The 21,782-nt window shown below is 57.3% G+C and carries 22 protein-coding genes; 19 read left to right on the forward strand and 3 right to left on the reverse strand.

The window, feature by feature from the left end:
• The first annotated feature begins 102 nt into the window (after positions 1-102).
• The 7 genes from DSM3645_RS26420 (at position 103) to DSM3645_RS26450 (ending at position 6,671) form a co-directional block, all read left to right on the forward strand.
• Positions 103-1,146, forward strand: a complete 1,044-nt coding sequence (locus tag DSM3645_RS26420) for a Gfo/Idh/MocA family protein (RefSeq protein ID WP_040353416.1) — start codon at positions 103-105, stop codon at positions 1,144-1,146.
• Between the two features lie 204 nt (positions 1,147-1,350).
• Complete coding sequence (locus DSM3645_RS26425; RefSeq protein ID WP_002655731.1) at positions 1,351-1,821, forward strand: VOC family protein; 471 nt, start codon at positions 1,351-1,353, stop codon at positions 1,819-1,821.
• Positions 1,822-2,135: 314 nt separating this feature from the next.
• On the forward strand, positions 2,136-3,194 hold the full coding sequence (locus tag DSM3645_RS26430) for a DUF1559 domain-containing protein (protein ID WP_040353039.1): 1,059 nt from the start codon (positions 2,136-2,138) through the stop codon (positions 3,192-3,194).
• 88 nt (positions 3,195-3,282) lie between these two features.
• Entirely contained in the window at positions 3,283-3,723 is a 441-nt protein-coding gene (locus DSM3645_RS26435; protein ID WP_237564942.1) for a carboxypeptidase-like regulatory domain-containing protein, read from the forward strand.
• 712 nt (positions 3,724-4,435) lie between these two features.
• A complete protein-coding gene (locus DSM3645_RS26440; RefSeq protein ID WP_131282848.1) occupies positions 4,436-5,020 on the forward strand; it encodes a hypothetical protein in 585 nt (194 codons plus the stop codon).
• A gap of 87 nt (positions 5,021-5,107) precedes the next feature.
• Complete coding sequence (locus tag DSM3645_RS26445) at positions 5,108-6,115, forward strand: hypothetical protein (RefSeq protein WP_002655736.1); 1,008 nt, start codon at positions 5,108-5,110, stop codon at positions 6,113-6,115.
• A gap of 277 nt (positions 6,116-6,392) precedes the next feature.
• A complete protein-coding gene (locus DSM3645_RS26450; protein WP_002655737.1) occupies positions 6,393-6,671 on the forward strand; it encodes a DUF1294 domain-containing protein in 279 nt (92 codons plus the stop codon).
• Positions 6,672-6,689: 18 nt separating this feature from the next.
• Here the strand turns inward: DSM3645_RS26450 and DSM3645_RS26455 are convergent, their stop codons facing one another.
• Complete coding sequence (locus DSM3645_RS26455; RefSeq protein ID WP_002655738.1) at positions 6,690-7,067, reverse strand: hypothetical protein; 378 nt, start codon at positions 7,065-7,067, stop codon at positions 6,690-6,692.
• A 781-nt stretch (positions 7,068-7,848) separates the two neighbouring features.
• Here DSM3645_RS26455 and DSM3645_RS26460 point away from each other — a divergent pair.
• Genes DSM3645_RS26460 through DSM3645_RS30755 form a run of 4 tightly spaced genes read left to right on the forward strand, consistent with a single transcriptional unit; the run spans position 7,849 to position 10,810 of the window.
• Positions 7,849-8,079, forward strand: coding sequence for a FeoA family protein (locus DSM3645_RS26460; RefSeq protein ID WP_002655741.1), 231 nt, complete (start codon positions 7,849-7,851; stop codon positions 8,077-8,079).
• Positions 8,076-8,300: a FeoA family protein gene (locus DSM3645_RS26465; RefSeq protein ID WP_002655742.1), complete on the forward strand. Its 225-nt coding sequence runs from the start codon at positions 8,076-8,078 to the stop codon at positions 8,298-8,300. Before DSM3645_RS26460 ends, DSM3645_RS26465 begins: the two co-directional genes overlap by 4 nt.
• A gap of 30 nt (positions 8,301-8,330) precedes the next feature.
• Positions 8,331-10,562, forward strand: coding sequence for a ferrous iron transport protein B (gene feoB / locus DSM3645_RS26470; RefSeq protein WP_002655743.1), 2,232 nt, complete (start codon positions 8,331-8,333; stop codon positions 10,560-10,562).
• A gap of 41 nt (positions 10,563-10,603) precedes the next feature.
• Entirely contained in the window at positions 10,604-10,810 is a 207-nt protein-coding gene (locus tag DSM3645_RS30755) for a FeoB-associated Cys-rich membrane protein (RefSeq protein WP_040353040.1), read from the forward strand.
• A 94-nt stretch (positions 10,811-10,904) separates the two neighbouring features.
• Here the strand turns inward: DSM3645_RS30755 and DSM3645_RS26480 are convergent, their stop codons facing one another.
• A complete protein-coding gene (locus DSM3645_RS26480) occupies positions 10,905-11,825 on the reverse strand; it encodes a DUF4282 domain-containing protein (protein WP_002655745.1) in 921 nt (306 codons plus the stop codon).
• A gap of 233 nt (positions 11,826-12,058) precedes the next feature.
• Here DSM3645_RS26480 and DSM3645_RS26485 point away from each other — a divergent pair, with 233 nt between their 5' ends.
• The 8 genes from DSM3645_RS26485 to DSM3645_RS26525 all read left to right on the forward strand — a co-directional run bounded on the left by DSM3645_RS26485 (position 12,059) and on the right by DSM3645_RS26525 (position 20,939).
• Positions 12,059-13,756 carry a M3 family oligoendopeptidase gene (locus DSM3645_RS26485; protein ID WP_002655746.1) on the forward strand — a complete coding sequence of 566 codons (1,698 nt, stop codon included), beginning with the start codon at positions 12,059-12,061 and terminating at the stop codon, positions 13,754-13,756.
• A 20-nt stretch (positions 13,757-13,776) separates the two neighbouring features.
• A complete protein-coding gene (locus DSM3645_RS26490) occupies positions 13,777-14,925 on the forward strand; it encodes a YcxB family protein (RefSeq protein ID WP_002655747.1) in 1,149 nt (382 codons plus the stop codon).
• A gap of 38 nt (positions 14,926-14,963) precedes the next feature.
• Positions 14,964-16,106, forward strand: a complete 1,143-nt coding sequence (locus tag DSM3645_RS26495; protein ID WP_002655748.1) for a YcxB family protein — start codon at positions 14,964-14,966, stop codon at positions 16,104-16,106.
• A gap of 83 nt (positions 16,107-16,189) precedes the next feature.
• Entirely contained in the window at positions 16,190-17,362 is a 1,173-nt protein-coding gene (locus DSM3645_RS26500) for a YcxB family protein (protein ID WP_002655749.1), read from the forward strand.
• Between the two features lie 187 nt (positions 17,363-17,549).
• On the forward strand, positions 17,550-18,860 hold the full coding sequence (locus DSM3645_RS26510; protein WP_002655750.1) for a hypothetical protein: 1,311 nt from the start codon (positions 17,550-17,552) through the stop codon (positions 18,858-18,860).
• 390 nt (positions 18,861-19,250) lie between these two features.
• Entirely contained in the window at positions 19,251-19,673 is a 423-nt protein-coding gene (locus tag DSM3645_RS26515; RefSeq protein WP_002655751.1) for a hypothetical protein, read from the forward strand.
• Between the two features lie 73 nt (positions 19,674-19,746).
• On the forward strand, positions 19,747-20,196 hold the full coding sequence (locus DSM3645_RS26520; RefSeq protein ID WP_002655752.1) for a response regulator: 450 nt from the start codon (positions 19,747-19,749) through the stop codon (positions 20,194-20,196).
• Between the two features lie 227 nt (positions 20,197-20,423).
• On the forward strand, positions 20,424-20,939 hold the full coding sequence (locus DSM3645_RS26525; RefSeq protein WP_002655753.1) for an REP-associated tyrosine transposase: 516 nt from the start codon (positions 20,424-20,426) through the stop codon (positions 20,937-20,939).
• Positions 20,940-21,135: 196 nt separating this feature from the next.
• On the opposite strand, the gene def is transcribed toward DSM3645_RS26525, so the two are convergent.
• Positions 21,136-21,720 (reverse strand): peptide deformylase, encoded by a 585-nt coding sequence (gene def / locus DSM3645_RS26530; protein WP_002655754.1) that lies wholly within the window; start codon positions 21,718-21,720, stop codon positions 21,136-21,138.
• Between the last annotated feature and the right edge of the window lie 62 nt (positions 21,721-21,782).

Below are 21,782 nucleotides of genomic sequence, written 5' to 3' on the forward strand. Positions count from 1 at the left end.
TCAACGGTTCGCCACTTCAAAAATAACCAAGAACGCCGCGCCGCTTTTCGCATCGCGCGGCCGCAAACCATTTACGAAAACTGCATCAGGAGCAAACAGACTATGATTCGCGTTGGCATCGTCGGAGTCGGTTTCATGGGCTGGATTCACTATCTGGCCTACCAAAAAGTTCGTTCGATGAAACTGGCCGCCGTCAGCTCGCGCGATCCCAAACGGCTCAAAGGGGACTGGCGCGGCATCAAAGGCAACTTTGGTCCTCCCGGCGAAAAGATCGATCTGAAGGGAGTCGCGACCTACACGACCTACGAAGAGATGCTGGCCGACGATTCAATCGATATGGTCGACCTTTGCTTGCCCCCGGCGATTCATGCCGACTTCACCATCCAAGCCTTCGAAGCCGGCAAGCATGTGCTGGTCGAAAAGCCGATCGCCGTGTCGGCGGCCGACGCCAAACGCATGGTCAAAGCGTCGCAAAAGAGCGGCAAGCTGCTGATGACTGCGCATTCGCTGCCGTTTTTCCCCGAGTACAACTTCGCGCTGAAAGCGGCTCGCAGCGGTCAGTATGGCAAACTGCTCGGCGGCAGCTTCAAACGGTCGATCTCCGATCCAACTTGGGTCGACGGCTTTTGGGACGCCGAGAAAGTGGGAGGCCCGATGGTCGACCTGCAGATTCATGACTCGCATTGGATTCGCTTGCTGTTCGGCATGCCGACCGCCGTCACCAGCCAAGGTCGAATGCGCGGCGACGTCGTCGAATATGTCAGTTCGCAGTTCGAGTTCGCCGACCGCAGCTTAGTCGTCAATCTAAACGCCGGCGTGATTGACCAGCCGAGCCGCTCGTTCGCCCACGGCTTTGAGATTCACTTTGAAAAAGCGACGCTGCTGTTCGACTTCTGCGTGATCGACGACCAACCGGTCCTTTCGATGCCGCTGACGGTCATCCCCAAAAAGGGAAAATCGAAGCAGCCGAAGCTCGCCGGCGGCGACCCGGTCGAAGCGTTCATCGCCGAGATGAAAGAAGCGGCCACGTCGATCGAAACCGGCACGCCGTCCGATATCCTCGCCGGAGAAACCGCCGCCGACGCGCTGGTCCTGTGCCACAAACAAACCGAAGCCGTCATCAAAGGCCGCAAGGTGAAGATCTAATTTCAACCGTAGACCGAGGCGCGAGCCGCGGGAATGCGGCCGGATACTTCCAACGGTTTCAGCATCGCCGAGCGGTTTCACTCGGCTCGCGACTCGGGCTACAATTTTTTGCCGAATAGAGCGCTAGCGCGGTGTGTGCATCAACATTTCGTCTGACTTTGCCCAGGCTTTAACGCAAGCATCTCAACCAAGGACCATCCCCAGATGAAACCCAAGAACACGATCTGCTTGTGGTTCAAAGAAGACATGTTGGCCGCAGCGAACTTTTACGCCGCTACCTTTCCCGATAGCCAAGTCACCGCCGTTCACCACGCTCCCAGTGATTATCCCGGCGGCAAGCAGGGAGACGTGCTCACGGTGGAGTTCACCGTCGTAGGCATCCCCTGTCTCGCCCTCGGCGGCGGCCCAGGGTTTACCAACGGCTTCTCCTTTCAGATTGCGACCGACGATCAAGCGGAAACCGACCGCTACTGGAACGCGATCCTCGATAACGGCGGCACGGAACTCGCCTGCGGCTGGTGCAAAGACCGCTGGGGCCTGGCTTGGCAAATCACGCCGCGCGTTCTAACCGACGCTCTGGCGGCCGGCGGCGAAGAAGCAGGCCGAGCCTTCAACGCGATGATGACAATGAAAAAGATCGACGTCGCCGCAATCGAAGCGGCGCGGCGAGGGTAAGATCAACGCTAAGAAGAAAGCGTAAGCCGGCGCCGCCCCCGCCGACTGTCATCCATTTCAACGCATCGTCGATCCCGTTCGCCGCATGGTTCCCTCTTGAACCACGGTAATGAGGAGCACTATATTTTACCGACAAGGCAGGATGATCTCCCCTTGCCGGTGTTAGAATTTTTCAAAACCAATCCAAAATACAGCCGCGGGGTCAGCTTTCCCCCTTGTGTTGCGGTTGCTCCTGGCTACAGTGGCGGTATAAGTTCCTCTTTTTCCATCGTAGCGTATCTCTTGTGTTACTTACGCTCTTAAGGATCCATTCTATGAACAGGTCGGTTCCGAGACGGCGCGTTTCTGCGTTCACGCTCGTTGAATTGCTTGTAGTGATCGCAATTATCGGCACCCTCATCGCTCTCTTGCTTCCCGCCGTACAGCAAGCTCGAGAGGCTGCCCGCCGCATGCAATGCAGCAACAATCAGAAGCAACTCGGCATTGCCTTGCACAATTATCACGACACGTTTGGCGCCTTTCCGGCTCGGTCCTCCGGGACGGGTGCGCCGGGCACCGGTGGAGAGGTATCGCGTCTGTCTGGGACGTTTTTCCTGCTGCCGTTTATGGAGCAGCAGGCCCTCTATGACAACCTGCGAGGAATATTCGTGTGGAACGATCCGTTCAAAATTCGGGTGGGTGCGATGCTCTGCCCCTCGGACTCGGAAATCGCTCCTGACGGAAAGGATCCCAACGGGCAGAATGCCGCCGGAGTCACGAACTATGTTCTCTGTAGCGGCGATAGCCCTGTTGGCATCTGTGAAACGACGAACCGCCCCAATCCGGCCGTCCCCCGTACGTCCCGCGGGATGTTCGCCTACATGACCTGGTACGGTTTCCGCGACTGCACCGATGGCTCCTCGAACACGTTGGCCTTCTCAGAACTGGCCCGCGGTATCGAGAAGCGGAGCTTGGGCATGGTCTCGAATACGACGGCCACGAATCCTGCCGCTTGTACAGCGAGCATTAGCACCAGCGCTTCGAATAAATACAGTGCCGATAGCTGGTCCAGCGGCGCCAACCGCGGCTTTCGCATCTTTGACGGCAGCGAAATCTTCGCCGGGTTCAATACGATCACGCCCCCCAACGGCGCTTCCTGCTTCACCGGAACCAAAGATCACTACGAACCAGGAATGTTCGCCGCGAGCAGCCGACACCCCGGTGGAGTGCTGGGCTGCTTCACCGATGGTTCCGTCAGTTTCATCACCGAGACCATCAATACCGGCGATCAGTCAACGACGGCGCCTGCACGAGACGACGGGGGACAGTCGCCCTACGGCGTCTGGGGCGCTCTTGGCACGAGAAGCGGCGGCGAATCGAAGCAGCTTCCTTAGGCAAATTTCACGAAGGTGATTGATCGATCCGCCGCGATCCGGTTCGCTTCGGCCGTTTTTATCTGGGACTCTTTTTAAAATCAACGACATGAACACCATCCATGCAACTCTATTCTTGATCGCCGTTGCTTTCGTTGGATGCACCCAGAAACCTGATTTGCCCGAGGGCACGCCTCCGCTCTATCCTCTTACCGGAACGGTCGTATACGACGGTCAGCCGCTGACCGATGCGGTGGTCGTGTTCAACCCCACTCAGGGTGAAGTCGCCGGCTCGGCGATGACCGATGCCGAAGGGAAGTTTAGAGCTCGTGCCTATCCACCGCATGATGGTCTTCCCGAAGGTCCCTATATCGTCACGGTTAGCAAGACCAAGGATATCCCACTTCCCGCAGATAAATACGGGCAAACCGGCTCCCGCACGGAAGATGTCATCCCGGCAAAATACAAAAACGCCAAGACGTCTCAGTTGACCGTCGACGTGGCGCCGGAGTACGACAACGACGTGACGCTCGAACTCCAAGCGAAGTAAGCAAAGTGATGGGCCGCGCCAGCTTCGCGGCTGTCGCGGTTGCCCACTCCAGCCATTTCGTCGGGCGGGGGGAGCAAGCGAATCTGATCCGGCAACTTAAAATTAGCGCCGGTCGTTGGGGCAGCTCACTGCCTACATAGAACTCGGCTTCTAGCCAGTGCTTCGGCCAAGGCGCCAAGCTACCAGAATCGCCGCTTATCCAATCCGAGCTCTAACCGCCGGTCAGCAGTTCCAGAACCCGAGGCAGTTGGACGGCGCCGCCCCAGCGATTCACTTTGCATCCAAACCGCCAGCCTGTGGCGAAGTGGTTTCCATCCCTTCAACATGGTGGGCCAAAAACCAAAGCCGACGCCTATCGTAAGCCATCGAACTTTCGAAGTGTTAAATTCTCCTCCGATTTCTCGGAACGCGATCATGCTCTTTGCATCTTGTGCATAGAGACAATAGATCGCCGCACAGAGCAGCGTGCGTCGCTACGAATGAGCTCCAGTTGCGACGAAGAACTCCGCAACTGGCATAGTTGTTGCGGCTTCCTTCCTGACGAAGCAATGCGATTGCCGCCGAACGCTCTGCATTCTTTCGTCCGCGTCTCGAAGCGAATAAAGGGATTGTCATTCGATACTGCGAGATAGCGCAGATTGCGGCGCCCCGTCATTGCAAGTAGCAGGAGGCATTCTGTTTTATTCCTTAGTGAACCCCTTAGGAGGTAAAGATGAACTGGCTAAAGAGGGCAAGACTTTCACTTCTCATATTGTTGCTGGCTGGCGGCGCCGCGCCGCTGACGGCCCATGCGCAAGACGCTGGACAAAGTGACGATTCGCGTGGAGTCACCAACCAAGAAAACAACCGCAACGAAGAGAGCAGGACGAATAACGCAGCTCAATCGTCCGAGCACCAAGATTGGAGCGACAACTGGTGGAAATTAGATGTGAGCCTTTCTAGCCCTAATCGGCAGGCGAACAACACCCCAAGCGCCGGCAATCAACAAGTCGCCCAGCCGAGCAATCAAGCTTCTGAAAATTGGCTAGAAGTTAATCTCAGCCTTTCTGGCAGCGACTGGTGGGAAGAATTCACCGAGCAGGACAATGACCAACAACGCCAGGAACAGCGAGCTAGCCGGCAACCGCTTGAACAGGCAGAGCGGGCCGCTCAGCGGCAAGCCGACCAAGTCGAGCGGGCCACCGAGCGAGAAGTCGAACAGGTGGAACAGGCTAGTGAGCAGCAAGTCGAGGAGGTCGAAGAGCAGGTCGACCAATCTACCGACGATTATTCCACCGATTCGTGGTGGGACTGGTAATCAGCTGTCGGCTCAGTTGCAGAAAACGGAGACGACAACCCTTGATGAAACCATTCTTAACTCACTTATTCAAAGAAAGTAACAATCATGCATTGGAAAAATTGGCAACTCGGTGCGCTAGCCCTGACGGCGACTTTTGGTTTGACCTCCCTGGCGCAAGCTCAACTTAACGACAATCAACGACGTAGCGACAATATCTCGCAACAAGATGATCTGCGCGAGCAACGTTCGCAGTCCAACCCCAACCAAGCGACGGAGCAATCCGCGAATCAAAACCGCCCGAGCGACAACCAAACTCAGTATCGGGTCAATCTGGACGGCTGGGCCCAGATTGCAACCGATTACGATCGCGACGGAAAGTATGACGCTGTCGAAACGATCTACTTGTTTGATTTGGAGAACGCCCGGAAAGCAAGTCGGGCCCGCGCTCAATCTGGCCAAAACGGTCAGGCGTCAGCCAAGCTGGAGCAGCGCAAAAAAGTGCACGTCGCGGGAAAGGTGAAAAGCTTAGAGCATAAGTCGCTGATCAGCTCCAAAGAGAAAAAGGTAGTCGCCAAGATCAGCACCGACCAAGGCGAAACGAAGACCGTCTGCTTGGGCAAGGAGAGCAAAGTTCAGCAGCTCGATCTGCAAACAGGGGATCAGCTGCAAGCCTCCGGCGTTCGTGCTCGGATTGACGGCCAAGAGGTCGTACTAGCGAGCCATGTCTCGGCCGGAGATCGCTCCATCGATAATCCTTTGCCGCAACAACGCGGACTCTCGCGCTATCAAGGCGAAGTTCAAGATACGCGGAAGACGACCTTCCAAGGTCGCAACGGCGAATTTTTGATCGCCACGGTCAAGACTAAGGATCACGGCGACAAACAAGTGAATTTGGGACCGAGTCGAGAAATCACCGATCTTGATATTCACAAGGGAACGCAGATCAAGATGTTGGCCCGCCAGGGAAAAATGAATAATCAAGAAGCCCTTATCGCCGAGGTGATTCGGGTCAATGATCGCAGTGTCGATATTCGCGAAGCGACCAAGCGGACACTGAAGGGCCAAGACTCGCAACAGTCGCAGCAAAGCGATCGTCGCAGCAGCGATAACTAACAAGAGCGGATAGACGCGCATAGCGCGCCTGTCTGAAACTTGGCGATAACGCGAAGGCGGCTTTCCCAGAAAGCCGCCTTCTTTTTTTGCGCTTTTCAAACCGTAACTAAAGCGCTGTTTAGCCAGCTGAACAAATAGTCGTTTTTCTCTCCGGCTTCTCTCCCCATCAGCCGTGCGGCTGATGGGGAGAGAAGCGATAGACAGAGGATGAGACGCCGCTTTAAGATGGGTGAGCGTTTTCTAACTAGAGCGACCCCAGCCCCAAAACGAATGATAAATGTTGATCTTCTACGCGCTGCTGGTCTCGGTAGTGAGTTGCGTTACCTTCGTCGCCTACGGCATCGACAAACGGCGTGCCCAGTTGGGTCGACATCGAATTTCTGAAAACACGCTGCAACTACTCGCGCTCAGCGGCGGCTGGCCAGGAGCGTGGGCCGCGCAGCAGTTCTTTCGGCACAAGACGCAGAAACTCTCCTTCCTGCTCGTCTACTGGCTAATCGTCGCGATGCATGTCGTCTTGCTCGCGGGACTGTGCTATCTGTGGTTAATCGGATAAGAGCCGAGTTGCGCCGGCTCAATCGTCGGACGCAGACGCCACAAAGGACAAGTACACGAGCCCAGGCAGCGCCCCCAGCCCGGCGCCAATCAGCAGTTCCAAGCTAAAAAAGTTGCCGGAGTCGATCAGCATGGAACGGAGGATGACATAGGCGTGGACGCCCACAACGGCGCCGACTCCCATCACCGCTCCGCCGATGCCGCCGTGGATCCACCGCAGCGTGTAGATCGCAGCGCCAACCGCGCCGCCGGCGCCGGCGATCGCCAGCCAGACGAAATACGGCAGCGCGTTCCACTCGGGCATAAAGCCGCTGACAATCATGGAAGGAAGGATGATCGTGATCGCGGCGATCCAGCCGCCGATCATTTCGTTGGGCGTTTCATTATCGCCGCTCATTTGTGGTTGTCCTTGGTTGTTGGCTGAACCAATGTCCCTGCTAGCGATCTCGATTCTAGCACCTACCAAACGCGAACTTCCACTGTTTTTTCGAGCGGCGAAGGAGGATCGCCAGCGGGGCGAACAGCCCCCGCGAATCGCTCGAATTGGGTTGGCTCGGCGACAAACATTATCTCTCGACAAAACGCACGACTTGCGGATGGAATAGGGGATGAATCGATCGGCGGTCAGCAAAGACCGCCGCGAGCGGAGACTGCTGCGCGGTCGGGAACTCGACCGTTGATCGTTCGCCTAGATACCTTTTGCGCATGGCTTGTCCGGTCCAAGCAGGGGAAAATGTCGAAATCTGAACGCCGAATACGGCGAAACGCGGGGCTCAAAAAAAACGCGCGGCGGTCCGGTCCTGTCCGGTCCTGTCCGATCCGGTCCTGTCCGATCCAACGTGGGGAAATTTCGAACGTCGCAACCAGAATGTCGAATGCTCTGGATCGCTGGACTCAAAAAAAAGCGTGGCGGTCCGGTCCAACCCTGTCTATTCGAACCTTCTGGGCAATTGCCAAAATCAATATCGGGAAGTAGCAGCGCCTTGGTAGAGAACCGGATTCGTCATTCACCACTCCCGTCATTCCTGCGGCATTCGGATTTCGACATTCGTCATCGCAATCTCCCCCTCCGTTCCCATTACGACTGCAATGCCTTGCATCGAGCTAGTCCAGCGGGTAAAGTTAAGTCTCGTGACCTGAGATCTAATCTCAATACCAACAAGCCCCCACCGCCTGACATGATGCCACTCGACATGCTTCCGATCGGCCAATCGGCCGAGATTGCTGAAGTTCTGGGAGACCAGAACGACGTCAAGCGCTTGGCCGAGATGGGGTTGAGCGCCGGAGTCGTTGTCCAGGTCGTCCAGCAAGGGAGTCCTTGCATCGTGCGCGTGGCTGGATCGACCCTTTGTTTTCGTGAATGTGACCACCTGCAAATCTTTGTTCAGCCGGTCGCTTCCGTCGCATGAAGTCATTATCCGCCGTCCAAGTTGGAGATCGGGTTACGGTCAACTCGATTGAGGGTGACGATGACATCGCGGTTCGCTTGCTCGAGATGGGTCTAGTGCCGGGGGTCGAACTGACGATCGTCGGCTGTGCCCCGCTGGGGGATCCGATTGAGATCGAACTGATCGGGTATCGGTTGTCGCTACGAAAAACAGAAGCGTCGCGCGTGCTGCTTACCGATTAAAACTCTTTCCGCGAATCCCTCCTGATTTCTATGTCGCTAGAGCAGCAGACCCAGTCGATCGCCGTCGCTTTGATCGGCAATCCGAACACCGGCAAGTCGACGCTGTTCAATGCGCTCTCCGGCGTTCGGCAGCGGACCGGCAACTATCCCGGCGTGACGGTCGAAAAGAAGCACGGCACGTTTCGGATCGGCGACAAATCGATCGAGTTGATCGACTTGCCTGGCTCGTATAGCTTGGCTCCGCGATCGCCCGACGAGATGGTCGCGGTCGACGTGCTGCTCGGCCGCTTGCCGGCCGAACGCAAACCGCAAGCGGTGCTGGTGATTTTGGACGCCGGCAATCTAGAGCGCAATCTCTATATCTTGAGCCAGGTGCTGGAGCTCCGCTTGCCGACGATCGTCGCGCTGAACATGATCGACGTCGCGCAGGACAAAGGGGTGACCGTCGATGCTCCTCTGTTGGCGCAACGTCTCGGCGTTCCCGTGCTAGAGACCCGCGCCAATCATGGCGCCGGAGTCCAGCAACTGCGCGAAGCGCTGGCCCATATCGCAGCCCAGTCGCCGCCTGAGTACACGAGCCCCTTTCCACCGGCGTTTCGCGAAGAAGTCGCCGGCCTGCAAGGGAAAATGGTCGCGAGCAACGTCTCGGCGCCCCGCTATCTGGTCGAGCGTTTGCTGCTGGATACGAGCGGCTATCTCGAAAAAGAACTGGAGCTGGGTGGGGACAATTTCCACCAAACGATTGAAGAGGCCCGAGCGCGCCTGAAGGAATCAGGCGTTCCGGTTCCCGCCGTCGAAGCGATGTCGCGTTATGCGTGGGTGCGCGAAACGCTGAACGGCGTCGTGCAGCGCAAGCCGGTCGCACCGCCGCTTTCCGACCGGATTGATCGGGTCATGACGCACCCCATCTTGGGCTCGTTCTTTTTCGCGATCTTAATGCTAACGGTGTTCACCGCGGTCTTTAGCGAGTACATCGCCGGCGTCCCGATGAGCGGGATCGAGTGGCTGTTTGAAACCATCGGCGGATTGGTCGGCGACAGCATGGCGGAAGGTCCATTTCGCTCCCTGCTGGTCGACGGCGTGATTGCCGGCGTCGGCGGCGTGTTGGTCTTTCTGCCGCAGATCTGCATCTTGTTCTTCTTTATCGCGATCCTGGAAGACTGCGGGTACATGGCCCGGGCCGCTTACTTGATGGACCGCTTGTTCTCGAACGTTGGTCTGAGCGGCAAGTCGTTTATTCCGCTGTTGTCGTCGTTCGCGTGTGCGATTCCCGGCGTGATGGCGACACGCGTGATCGAGAACCGCCGCGATCGCTTGACCACGATGATGATCGCGCCGCTGATGAGCTGCGCGGCGCGGATCCCGGTTTATGTGGTGATGATCGCGGCGTTCGTCCCGTACTATTCGTTCGCCGGCGGCTTGCTCAACTCGCACGCGCTGACCTTTGCCGGGATGTACCTGGTGGGGATCTTCGCGGCGGTGCTGGTCGCTTTGGTGCTGAAGAAGACATTACTGCGTGGAGCGACGCCGCCGTTTGTGATGGAGTTGCCGTCGTACAAATGGCCCTCGCTGACGACCGTCGGCTTGCGCGTCTTTGAAAAAGGCTGGTCATTCATCTATCGCGCTGGCACGTTGATCTTCGCTTCGAGCGTGTTGGTTTGGGCGGCCGCTTACTATCCGCATAACGATGCCGCCGTCGCGACTTGGACGCCGCGTCTGGCCGAAGTCGAAACGGAACTGGCGCAAGCGACTGAGCCGGCGCAAATCGAGGAACTGGAAGCGGAGCAAGGGGACCTGGAACATCACATCGCCGGCGCCTACCTGCGCGACAGCTTTCTGGGCCGAGCCGGGCAGTGGGTCGAGCCGGTCGTCCGTCCGCTCGGCTGGGATTGGCGAATCGGCTGTGCGACGATCGCGTCGTTTCCGGCGCGCGAAGTGATTATTGGTACCCTCGGCGTGATCTACGACCTGGGGGGAGAGGAAGACGAAGCGTCCATTCCGCTGCGCGAGAAGCTGAAATCGGCGACTTGGGACGGAACTGACCGCCCTGTCTATAATTTGCCGGTCGCTTTGTCGGTAATGGTGTTTTTCGCTCTTTGCGCCCAGTGTGCAGCGACTTTAGCGGTGATCAAACGAGAAACTAACTCTTGGCGATGGCCGATATTTACTTTTGTTTACATGACCTTACTGGCGTATTGTGGCGCCTTTATTGTCTATCGAATCGCGGCTTTTTTCACCACAACGCCGATTGTCTCCGTATAATGGGAGTTGTCTCGGACATCCCCATTTCCCAAGGCGCAAGCATGTCAGACGTATTGCAGAACGTCGGCGTTTTGCTCTTCATCGCCGGCAGCGGCCTGTATATCGCCATCTTGATGTGGCGTACGGTTCGCGAAGAAAAAGAAGGCTGCGGAAGCAGTTGCGGCGGCTGTTCGTCCAAACAGTCCTCGCCCAACATCCGCACGACGTTGATCCAGCTCGATACGAAGATCGTCGAGCCGAAGAGCTAAGTCCCCATGATTCGTCCGCTTTTCGCGGCGCGAAAAAAAGAAGCGTGCCATGGTTGCACGCTTCTCTTGCTTGGTAGGGACGCGTTTTCGACGGCTACGGCTTCTCTTCTTGATGAGCACGGATCGCGGCCAAGTCATCGGCGGCACGGAAGAAGGCGATCACCACCTCGGCGCTGATTCGCAGCCCGAGAATGTACAACAGCGCCATGACTCCGCCGATGAAGAAAAAGCCGATGGCGCCCCCGATGGCGCCGATCGCGTCGCCGGCGACCAAGCCGGCGATCAGGACGGCGACGCAGCCGCCTAGCCAACCCACGACAATCAGCGCCAGGCAAAGGTAATAGACAACCTTGGCGACCGTCGGCGCAATCATCGTCTGAAAGCTGAAAAGCCCGCCGATTCCGCCGCCAGACTTCGCTTCGTCCGAGGAGGACCGCGCGGAGCGATGCTTCGCTTTCTTCTTTTTTGCTTTTCCTTCCGCTTTGTCGGTCGGAGTGACCGCAATCATCTCTGAGATCTCGGACGATTCCGACTTGCCCTTGGTTTCGACAGCCGTCGCGACTTGCGCGGTAGGCGGAGCCGGCGGAGGCGGCGGCGGTGCGGTGATCGACGGCGGGGTCGGCGTATCTTCATCAAAGGCACGCGACTCCACCGTAGGAGGCTGTACTTGCGCTTCGCTGGTCGCGCCGGTGGGATCGGCGATCCGCGGCGAAAGGGAGATCCCTTGATCGTCATCCGGCCCAGCGGGAATCGCTGAGACGACTCCATCGGAGGGAGTTACCGGAATCCCCATCGGAACGACATCCTCCGAAGGCGGCGGCGATAGCGGCGCCGAACCGGTAGGAACCTCTAATCCACGCACGCTGGTCGCATGAACCCACGAGCTTTCCCCCCGCCGCACGAGGGTCTCGGGCGTAATCTGCCCAGCGGCGGCAAGTTGCCGCATCTTCTTCGACGAAAACGGGCCGGTCTCCGGCGCATTTTCGGTTGCTTTCAGGTAGAATTCTTCGGCCATGAGATTTCTCGGGGTGGGTCTTCACGGTCAGAAAGCCGGATCGCCTACTCTGTGCCGTCCATCTATCTTGAACGCGGCGCAGCGTCAAGTCAACGAAACAATGGAACAGACTTGCGCCGGAAACCCCATGGCATTGCTGCTCTTCGCCGCTAGACGCACTCCCGGTCGGCGGTTACGTTGAGCCGAGCGTGAGAAGATTCCGCGAGCCGACCTACCTCCCCCAGTTTTCGACCATGGATGATTTTTCGAACTACTGCCTTCCGAACCCCACTTTAGATGCGGTGACGGCAGAGTATGCAACGCTCGAACAAGAGCTCGACATCGCATTGGCGAGCCCCAATCCGTCTGACGATGCGCTGCGCGCGGTAGTTGGCAAATGGGACCAGATCCGGCGAGGACTCGAGTCGTGGAGCAATCTGGTCGAAATCCGTTTCAATCAAGAAACGCATGATCCAGACTTCAAAGCGGCGCAAGACTATCGGGACGAAATCGCGCCGAAGCTAACCGAACTGAACGTGCGGATTCAAAAGAAGCTGGTCGAAACGCCGCTGCGGCCCCGTCTGGAAGAAATCTTCGGCGCCCATGCGTTCAAACTGTGGGAAGTGCAAAATAGCACGTTTGATCCCTGCATCCATGACGATCTGGTGCAAGAGTCGAAGCTGGTCTCGCGCTATAACGAGCTAACCGCGTCGGCGAAGGTCGAATTTCAGGGAGAAGAATACAATCTCTCCAGCATCTCAAAGTTCGAAGAGCATGCCGATCGCGAAGTGCGCTACGGCGCCGCCCGTGCGGTCTGGCAATGGTTCGCCGCGAATCGAGTCGAGCTGGATCAGATCTACGGCGATCTCGTCACGCTGCGACATGGCGTCGCGCAAAAGCTGGGCTTTGACAGCTTTGTCGAACTCGCCTATCGCCGCATGTCGCGGACCGACTACGGCTCGGAAGATGTCGCGCGATATCGCGAAGAAGTGCGCGAGCATGTCGTCCCGCTCTGCCGCGAGATCCATCGCACGCAGGAAGATACCCTCAATCTCGAGGACTTGATGTTCTGGGACGAAGGGCTGTTCGACAGCGCCGGCAACCCGACTCCGCAGGGTTCGTACGAAAAGCAAATCGAGCTGGCGCAGCAGATGTTCAATGATATGAACGCCGACCTGGGCAAGTTCTTCCAGTTAATGTGCGAGAAAAACCTCCTCGATCTGAAGATTCGCCCCTGGAAGGCAGGCGGCGGATTTTGCTCCAGTCTGCCGAGCGAAGAGCTGCCGTTTATCTTCGCCAACTTCAACGGCAGCAAAGGGGACGTTGAAGTTTTCACGCACGAGATGGGACACGCGTTCCAGTGTTACAGCAGCTTTGACGGCGCCGCGCTGCTCGAGCATGTTTGGCCCACTTACGAAGCGTGCGAGATTCACTCGATGAGTCTTGAGTTTCTCACGTGGCCTCACATGGAGCTGTTCTTTGGCGACGCAGCCGAGCGGTTCCGTCGCATCCATCTGCTGACGTCGCTGCTGTTCCTGCCGTATGGCGTCGCGGTCGATCATTTTCAGCATGCGATCTTCGCCGAGCCCGAAGCGACGCCGGAGCGCCGTCACGCGATCTGGCAAGAGATGGAACGGCTCTATCTGCCTGACACCAACTACGGCGACATGCCGCACGTATCGAGCGGCGGCCGTTGGCAACAGAAGCGGCACATCTACATGTCGCCGTTTTATTACATCGACTACACGCTGGCCCAATGCTGTGCGCTGCAGTTTTGGGTTCGATCCGAGCGCGATTTCGCCACCGCGATGCAAGACTATGTCGACCTCTGCAAACGGGGCGGCACGATGCCGTTCTCCGGTTTGGTCGACAGCGCCGGCTTGAAGAATCCGTTTAAGCCCGGCAGCTTGAAAGAAGTGGTCCAACAGGCCCGCGAGTATTTGAAGCTGTAGTCAATTATTGGGCGAGGGCGATGGACAAAGTTGAATTTGTACAGCGGCCAGAAGATGCTTGGGCCATTCCTTCGTCGCGAACTCCGGCGCAAATGAAACGAGCCGTTTGGTTGGTGATCATCGCCGGCGCGTTGACGGGGATCATCGGCGTAATACCTGCCTATGTGATTGGGCGCCCTCTTTTAGCAAGTACGATCCTGATCTTGTTTGGGCTCATTCTTTTCAAAGCTAGTCGACAGCTGTGGAACCAAGTCTTGTTGCTGCGCGGCGAGAGTCGGCTCGTCCGACTTCGCTTGACGCCCAACTTTGTAGAATCATCGACCGACAATGGCCGCGAAAGAGTCGCGTGGGCCGGAATCGACGGCGTCACGGATACCGGCGATTTTTTGCTGATCGTTCAGGACGAGCACCGAGCTTACGTCATTCCCCGCGGCGCCTTCGCCAGCGTGGGCGAGATGTGTCAATTCGCCGCCTTGGCCCAGCAATATCGTGAAGCCGCGATTCGATCTCCTTCCCACGAAATAGGCCTGGATGATGACCGCTACTTCGCCAAGTGGACGAGCGTCGCAGGTCCCAGCGTGACCTATCAAAACATGCGTGCTGACTTGGCGTACGTTTGGGAATATGGCGTCGATGCGAAGCCGCGGGATAGCGATTGGGTGCGATTCCAGCAGTTATTCAGCTGCCTTGGCTTAAGCATGATGCTGGGGTTGCTGATCCCCAACGTCCTGTTCCTATTCCCCGAATTTTTACGGAACGGAATTTTGGTCTTCGCTTTGATCTTTTCCGCAATCTTCTGGTATGCCGGCTCCATTCCGCTGATGTGTATGGCGTTTGAATTCAAAAAAAGATCGATGGTGCAGGAGAAGTGGCTAATGCAGCAAACGGTCACGATTTCGCCAGCCGGGGCGATCGTGCACACTCCTACTTTGATCCTTTGCCGAAGTTGGAAAACGTACGATCGCATCATTCACGGCCCCACCTTGATTTGCTTTCCCACGGATGTCGGCGGCGCCGACTTCCTCATTCCGAAATCTGCTTTTCCTTCCACCGAGCAGGCCGAGCATTTCGCGGCCGAGGCCGTTCGATGGCATGAGGCCGCTGGCAAGTTGCCGAATGAGAACTTCCCTTCAAATGAAATGATGGAGGCCGAACTCTGTGACGATTAGAACCCGAGTCGCTCCCCTCACGCGAGATTGTCGGCGCCATGGAAGTTGAGTTTCAATATTGCGATGAAGATGCGGACGCGTTTGGCCCTGAAGAAGCGCCTCAGCATCGCTGGCGAAACAATGTGCTGCTGATCGTCGGCGGCGTATTGATCGGCGTTCCCGGCGTGATTCCGGCGCTGCTGCTCGACTTTCGTTGGGTGGCCGGCATGATTGCGATCGCCTACTATAGCGCTTTGTACCGTTACGCTCGCTATCTGTTCCAACTACCGGCTGCTGCGATCTTCCCCAGCGGCGGATTCCGTGTACGACTAACCCCCAACTTTCTTGAAGAAGCAGGGGACAATCATCGAGCACGATTCTCCTGGTCCCATATTGAAGAGGTGATCGAGAATCGTGAAGCCGTGTTGATCTACCCCGATCCGCACCGAGCGATCGTCATCCCCAAGCGGGCCTTCGCATCGTCCAGCGAGATGCGTCAGTTCGCCGCATTGGCGCAGCAGTATCGCAAAGAAGCTCTAGAGACAACGTCGCCGGCGATCGGTTTGTACGATGACGACTTCTTCTCCGCCTGGACGCGCGACGCCGGGCTGAGCGTCGAATATCAGAACACTCGCGCCGATTGGGCCCACGCGATGCAGTTTGGCGCCTACGAGTCTCCCTGGCAAAGCATGGGAACGCGAGTTTCGAAGTACGTAATCTTTCTGATTCTCAGCGTCGTGATGCTGTATATGGCGTGGACCATCAATCACATCGGGTTCAAAGCCTTTTGCCTGGTCGCTTCGGCCGCCTTTTGGTATGTCGGTTCGATCTCGCTGGCTCTGGTCGTGAGCGAGCGAGGCCGGCGGCAAGACGTGCCAGAGCAATGGCTCGCCAGACGAACGCTCTTCATTTCACCGATCGGCGCCATTGCGTTAACGCCGTTCGCGATCCATTGCACCAAGTGGATTGGATTGGAAGCCGTGTTGCAAAACACAAGCTTCCTTTATTTTCTTGAATCTTCCGTCCACATTTGCCAGATCGCGCCCAAGCGCGCGTTTCCCACCTTCGGCCAAGCCGAACACTTCGCGCACGAGGCCATCCAGTGGCGTCAAGCGGCCTTCGCCGTCGCCGAAGAAGAAGCGGCCAACGATGCAGCCCACGCCGTCGACGGCGAGAATCCGTTCCGTTCGCCGCAAGCTTGAGTCGCGACCGTATGTCGGCGACAATGACGCCTTCGAATGGCGCACCGTTTTCGAGAACCTAGCAGCTCATCATCGGCAACTCCATGGAAGTCGAATACGAAAACGCGCCGGAAGACATTCGGTACATGACTCGCGTCTTGCCCTGGCCGACCATCGCCGAACTACTGATCACGTCCCCCGGTTTGGTCCTGGGTGCGACGGCGCCGGCGATTCTGATTTTTCTCGCATCCGACCACTTCATCATCGGCATGGGCCTCTTATTAGCGGCGGTGCTATTCGCCGCGCGACTCCTTTGGCAGACGCTGCAATTCTTCCGCAAGATCCCCGTCAAACCGGGCCGCATTCGTCTGCGAATTACGCCCGAGTTTATCGAAACCGAACATGCCGAATATCGATCGCGGCAAGCATGGCCCTATTTGAAATCGGTGCGGCGTGTGGAGGGCGCGATCATCCTGACGCGACCGCTGAACCGCGCCTACATTGTGCCCGACCGTGATTTTGATTCTGTCCAAACGGCCGAGCAGTTTTATCAAACGGCGCTCGCCTATCACGCCGCAGCGGTCAACCAACCGGTCGCGGATCTGGTCCATGATCTCGCAGCGTTCTTACCGGATTGGTCGCACAATCTGCGGCGCACAACTTCGTATCAAAACACGATCGGCGATTGGGCGCACGCGATGAATCCTGGGGCGACATCCCCGCGATCCTCCTGGCTGGGCTATTTCACCACGTTTTTGTTCGCCGGTTTCATGAATGTCATCCTCGCCGTGATCGCCTCTAGGACGCATTGGCAGGACGGCGCGCCGCTTGCCTTTTCGCCTTGGCTGGGGTTCTTCGCGCTCGCCATGGCGACGGTCTCGGCGGTGATCCTGACTTTTCGGGCCCTGCTCAAGTTGCGTGAAATCATCAATCGTTGGCGGGTTCCGGAGATGCTTTTAGAGCCGCGAACGATTGGTATTTCGCCGCCAGGCATGGTCGCCCACAATCGGCTCATGGTGCTGGCGATCCGTTGGCCAGCCCTGGCCCAGATTACGCACAACGCCGACGCGATCTACGTCAGCGACGTCTTGCCGGCGATTGCCTTTGTCATCCCGAAATCGGCGTTCACGGATCCCATCGCCGGCGAATCGTTCGCCGCAGAGATGCTGGAGTGGTACACGACCGCGATCGAAACGTCGAATCTCGGTGACGACGCCGAGCTGATCGAAGCCGAAGTGGTCGACGGCGACAATCCTTATCGTTCGCCAAAAGCGTAAGCGGCCGCTCGTCGGTTGTAACGGTTGCTTCGATTAACGCAATTCGACCCGCTTGAATGCCGCGCGCCCAGCCACTTCCTCCCTCTCCTCTCCCGCGACGTCTCGATTTACATGCCATGTTGAAGGTGGAAGACGCCCGATTCGCGGCGTCCCATACTGACTGCTTCGTCTTGGAGAATTCACCGCTATGTCGCGACTTATATCGCTCTCGACCGTTACGTTGGCTCTATTACTGATCGCTCCCCTGACGTTGGAAGCTGGTCCCCGCGGCGGCGCTCGCGGAGGTGCGCGCGGCGGTGCAGGCGGTGGAGCTCGCCCTGCTGGCGGCGGCAACCGTCCTTCGCCTGGCGGCGGAAACTTTGGCGGGGGTAACTTCAACGGCGGCCAAAATCTGGGAAGTCGCGCTGGCGGCGGCAATGGCCCGGCTGGAAATGGTTCGATGGCCGGTAACAGTCCGTTTGGCGGCGGGGATCGCGGCCCGCAAAGCCTGGGCGGAAACTCACGTTTGTCGAGCGCCCTGGAAGGGGGCAACCTCGATAAGTTCGGCGGCAACGGCGCTGCTGGCGGTCGCAATCCGGCTGGCAATGGTCGTCCCAACAACAACCAGCTGAATAACTTTTTGGGAATCGACGGCGGCAAAGGGAACGTCAATCCGACCAATCGTGACCTGACTGATCGCAACGTGAACCCGGCCAACCGCGATTTGAATAACAACAATCTGGATCTGAACAATCGGAATCTGGACAACCGCAACGTCGATGTTCGCAACAACAATACGAACATCCGCAACAACAACATCAACAACGTCAACGTGAACAACAATCACGTGAACGTGAATGCTCGCGGCGGCCAGATCTACAACAACATGAACGGCTATTGGAACAACGGGCCCCGTCCCTTCTCCAACGGCTGGTACGGCGCTCACCCCAACGCATGGCATTATCAATATCCGCACGCCGATGCTTGGGCGGCCGCCAGTTTTGGCGCGGTGACCGGCTGGATGATCGGCGCGGCCGCGACTCCGACCACCTATGTCTATAGCGATTCGTACTACTACCCCGAAGGAACGACCGTCGAAGATCAGCAGACGTACGCCGCGCAACAAGCGACTGACGCGTCGCAGTTGGCTTCTTCGGCGCCGCAGCCGAACGCCGATGACGGCCAGCAATGGATGCCGCTGGGCGTTTATGCGATCGTCGACGGCCAAGATGCGACTTCTTCTAAGATGCTGATCCAATTGGCGGTCAGCAAATCGGGGAACATCGCCGGCACCTACTATCACGCAGAGACCGGCAACAGCCAAACCGTCCACGGCGCCGTCGATTTGAAGACGCAGCAGGTCGCATGGCAGATCGGCGACAACACGACCGTCACCTTCCAGACCGACCTGGAAAGCTTGACCAAAGCGGAAACTCCGGTGCTCGTTCATTACGCAAGCGGCCAAAGTGAGCAGGTCGAGATGGTCCGGATGCCGGACGAAGATTCGTCAAAATCGTAAGGCGGACCGCAAACCGTAAAGTTGAGAGGAGAGCCGTTTACGGCTCTCCTTTTTTTATTGCCAAACTCGACCCGTTTTATGCCAGAACGTGGATGGGTGATTGCGCAGCGGTTAGGCATTTCTGCTTCGGACCAGCGAAAAACGTGCGCACTATCAATTTCCTCGATAGTGCTAGAGCCCTAGATTTCGGATTTCTTATTTTCCGCAAGGTATTACCTGATATCAGGTAACGACCACTCTTCGGTACTCCGCAAGCGAATTGGCATAGATTTCGCCTTAGGACTGCTCTGCCTGCGGCATTACGTCGCAAGCGACTCGCCGACCCTTCGCCGCTTCGGAACAGGGCGAGGGGTATATCCCTCAACCATGGATGGATGAAAGGAAACGAGCATGACTAGTCTCATCGCTGCGAGCATTCTGACGCTCGCCATCGCTGGCGCCGCTCCCCAGGAAACGGCTGCTGTCGACAAGGTCGACCTGATTGAGGTCAACCACTTGTACGATCAACAAGGAAGGCACGTAATCGACCAGCTCATCTTTTATGACTGGGACAGTTCACACGGCCGCTTCCAGGTTCGCGCCTGGCGATTGATCAAAAGTCCTGGGCAAATGCCGCAGCGCGATTGGAGCAAAGACGCCTACGTCAGCTACTGGCGCGACATGCACGTGATGCGCCGCGTTTACGCGAGCCGGATCAAAGAAACGTGGACCACCTACGATCCCGAGGTCCTGGAACGAGAAGTGCTGCCGATCGAGTATCGCCAAGAGCTCAGCCAGGCGGTCCCGTCGCGGCGGAGAATCGCTTCGAACTAGCGTCATTCTCGTCTATCGAGATTCCCCGTATAATTCCGTAGGAGACGTGATATTCGCCTACGGAAAGGGGCCGATGGCCGAGACCAACAAAATACTGATCGCCGACGACAATCAAGCCAACGTCGAACTGCTGGAAGCCTATCTTGCCGGAGTCGACTGCGATGTCGAAATCGCCGTCAACGGGCAGGACGCGCTCGACAAAGCGGCCTCGTTTGGGCCGGATTTGATCTTGCTTGACGTGATGATGCCAAAGCTGAGCGGTTTTGAAGTTTGCCAAAAACTAAAGAGCGATCCGGCGACCTCCAGGATCATGATCCTGATGGTGACGGCGCTCAACGAACTTGGAGACATCGAACGTGCAGTTACTGCCGGGACAGATGATTTTCTCTCGAAACCCGTCAACAAAGTCGAGCTGCTCAAACGCGTATCGAACATGCTCCGCATCAAAGATATGCAGGACGAAAACGAGCGACTTCGGCGGTACATCGCGGACATGGAAACCGAGTCCGGACACAATCAATAACCGGCCAGAGAACAAAGACCAGGGTTAGCCCCGATAGCTCCGCTATCGGGGCGGCGCAGCCGCAAGAGGCATCAAGTCGCCACGCGGCGGCTAATGCAACTGTCGATATCGCAAAATAGGTTGGCGAGCCGCCGATTTAACTTCAACCGCGGCATAATGCCTCTTACCGACTTCGTCGGCCCCGATAGCGGAGCTATCGCGGCCAACCATGTACGGAAGGAAACCCCATGGCCGAACGTCGGAGCATCGCCGATGATGAGCGCTACTGCCACTTCGTCACCTTCTCTTGTGATCGGCGGCGCAAACTGTTGGAAATGGAGCAACCCTGCCGGTACTTATTGGGGCAGCTCAACATGCAATTGCAAAGCCATACGGCCAAGTGCGCTGGCTTTGTCATCATGCCGAACCACGTTCACTTTCTGATTTGGCTGCCTGAAACGGGTCAACTAAGTTCGTTTCTCCAAAACTGGAAGCGGCTTACCAGTTTTCAAATTCGATCTTGGTACGAAGACCATCAATCCCACTACCTGAAAGTTTCCGGACCGATAGATCGACTCTGGACTCCCAAGTACTATTCCGTACCGATTTATTCCGAAGTTAAGCTGGTGCAAAAGCTGGAATACATCCATCAGAATCCGGTGCGCGCGGGATTAGTAGACGGTCCGGTCGATTGGAAGTGGAGCTCTGCCCGCTGGTATGAGCAGGGCAAGAGCGTCGGCGTGCCAATTGACTGGCTATTCTAAAACTGGTTGGCCGCGGATAGCTCCGCTATCGGGGCGGCGCAGCCGCAAGAGGCATCAAAGCCCGGTGGGCGGCAAGTGGAGCGTTCCCACGTCAAATAGCGTCGGTGTTTGCCGATTCGAGGCCAACCGCGGGCTGACGCTTCTTGCCGACTTCGTCGGCCCAGATAGCGGAGCTATCTGGGCTAACCGCCATACCCTAGCAATAGGTCGCTTCATACTGCTGACGACGCTCGGCGATCTCTTCGTCGGTGGGCATTCCTCCGACATCGCGGCGGCTTTTAAAGTCGATTACAAACTCTTCAATGTCGTAGGCGATCTCTTGGATCGCCGAGGGCTGCATTCGATCAAAGAACATGATTCCGTCCAGGTGATCGGTTTCGTGCTGTACGACGCGGGCCAGCATGCCGTCGATTCGCTGGCTGAAGAGTTCCCCTTGCAGGTTATAGGCGTCAAACTGGATCTCGGCCGGTCGCTTCACCGGTCCAAATACCTGCGGCAAGCTTAGGCAGCCTTCTTCCTCTTCTTCGTTCCCTTTGGGGCGCGAGATGACAGGGTTGATGAAAACCAGTTCTTCCCCTTCTCCCTTTGTCCCGGACAGATTGGCCACAAACAGGCGAATCGGCAGATCGACCTGATTCGCGGCGAGTCCGATGCCCCGATTCTCGTACATCAACTCGAACATCTCGGCGACGATCTTGCGCAGATCGGCGTCGACCCGTTTGACCGGTTTGGATTGGTAACGAAGCGTGGGATGCGGATAATGGACGACTTCAAGCGGCAACGGACGACTCCTCAATGGGCCTCTTTCCCAACTGGGAACGGAGAGGGCATGGCGATAATCCT

It is taken from the genome of Blastopirellula marina DSM 3645 (genome assembly GCF_000153105.1).
Taxonomy (GTDB): Bacteria; Planctomycetota; Planctomycetia; order Pirellulales; family Pirellulaceae; genus Blastopirellula; species Blastopirellula marina.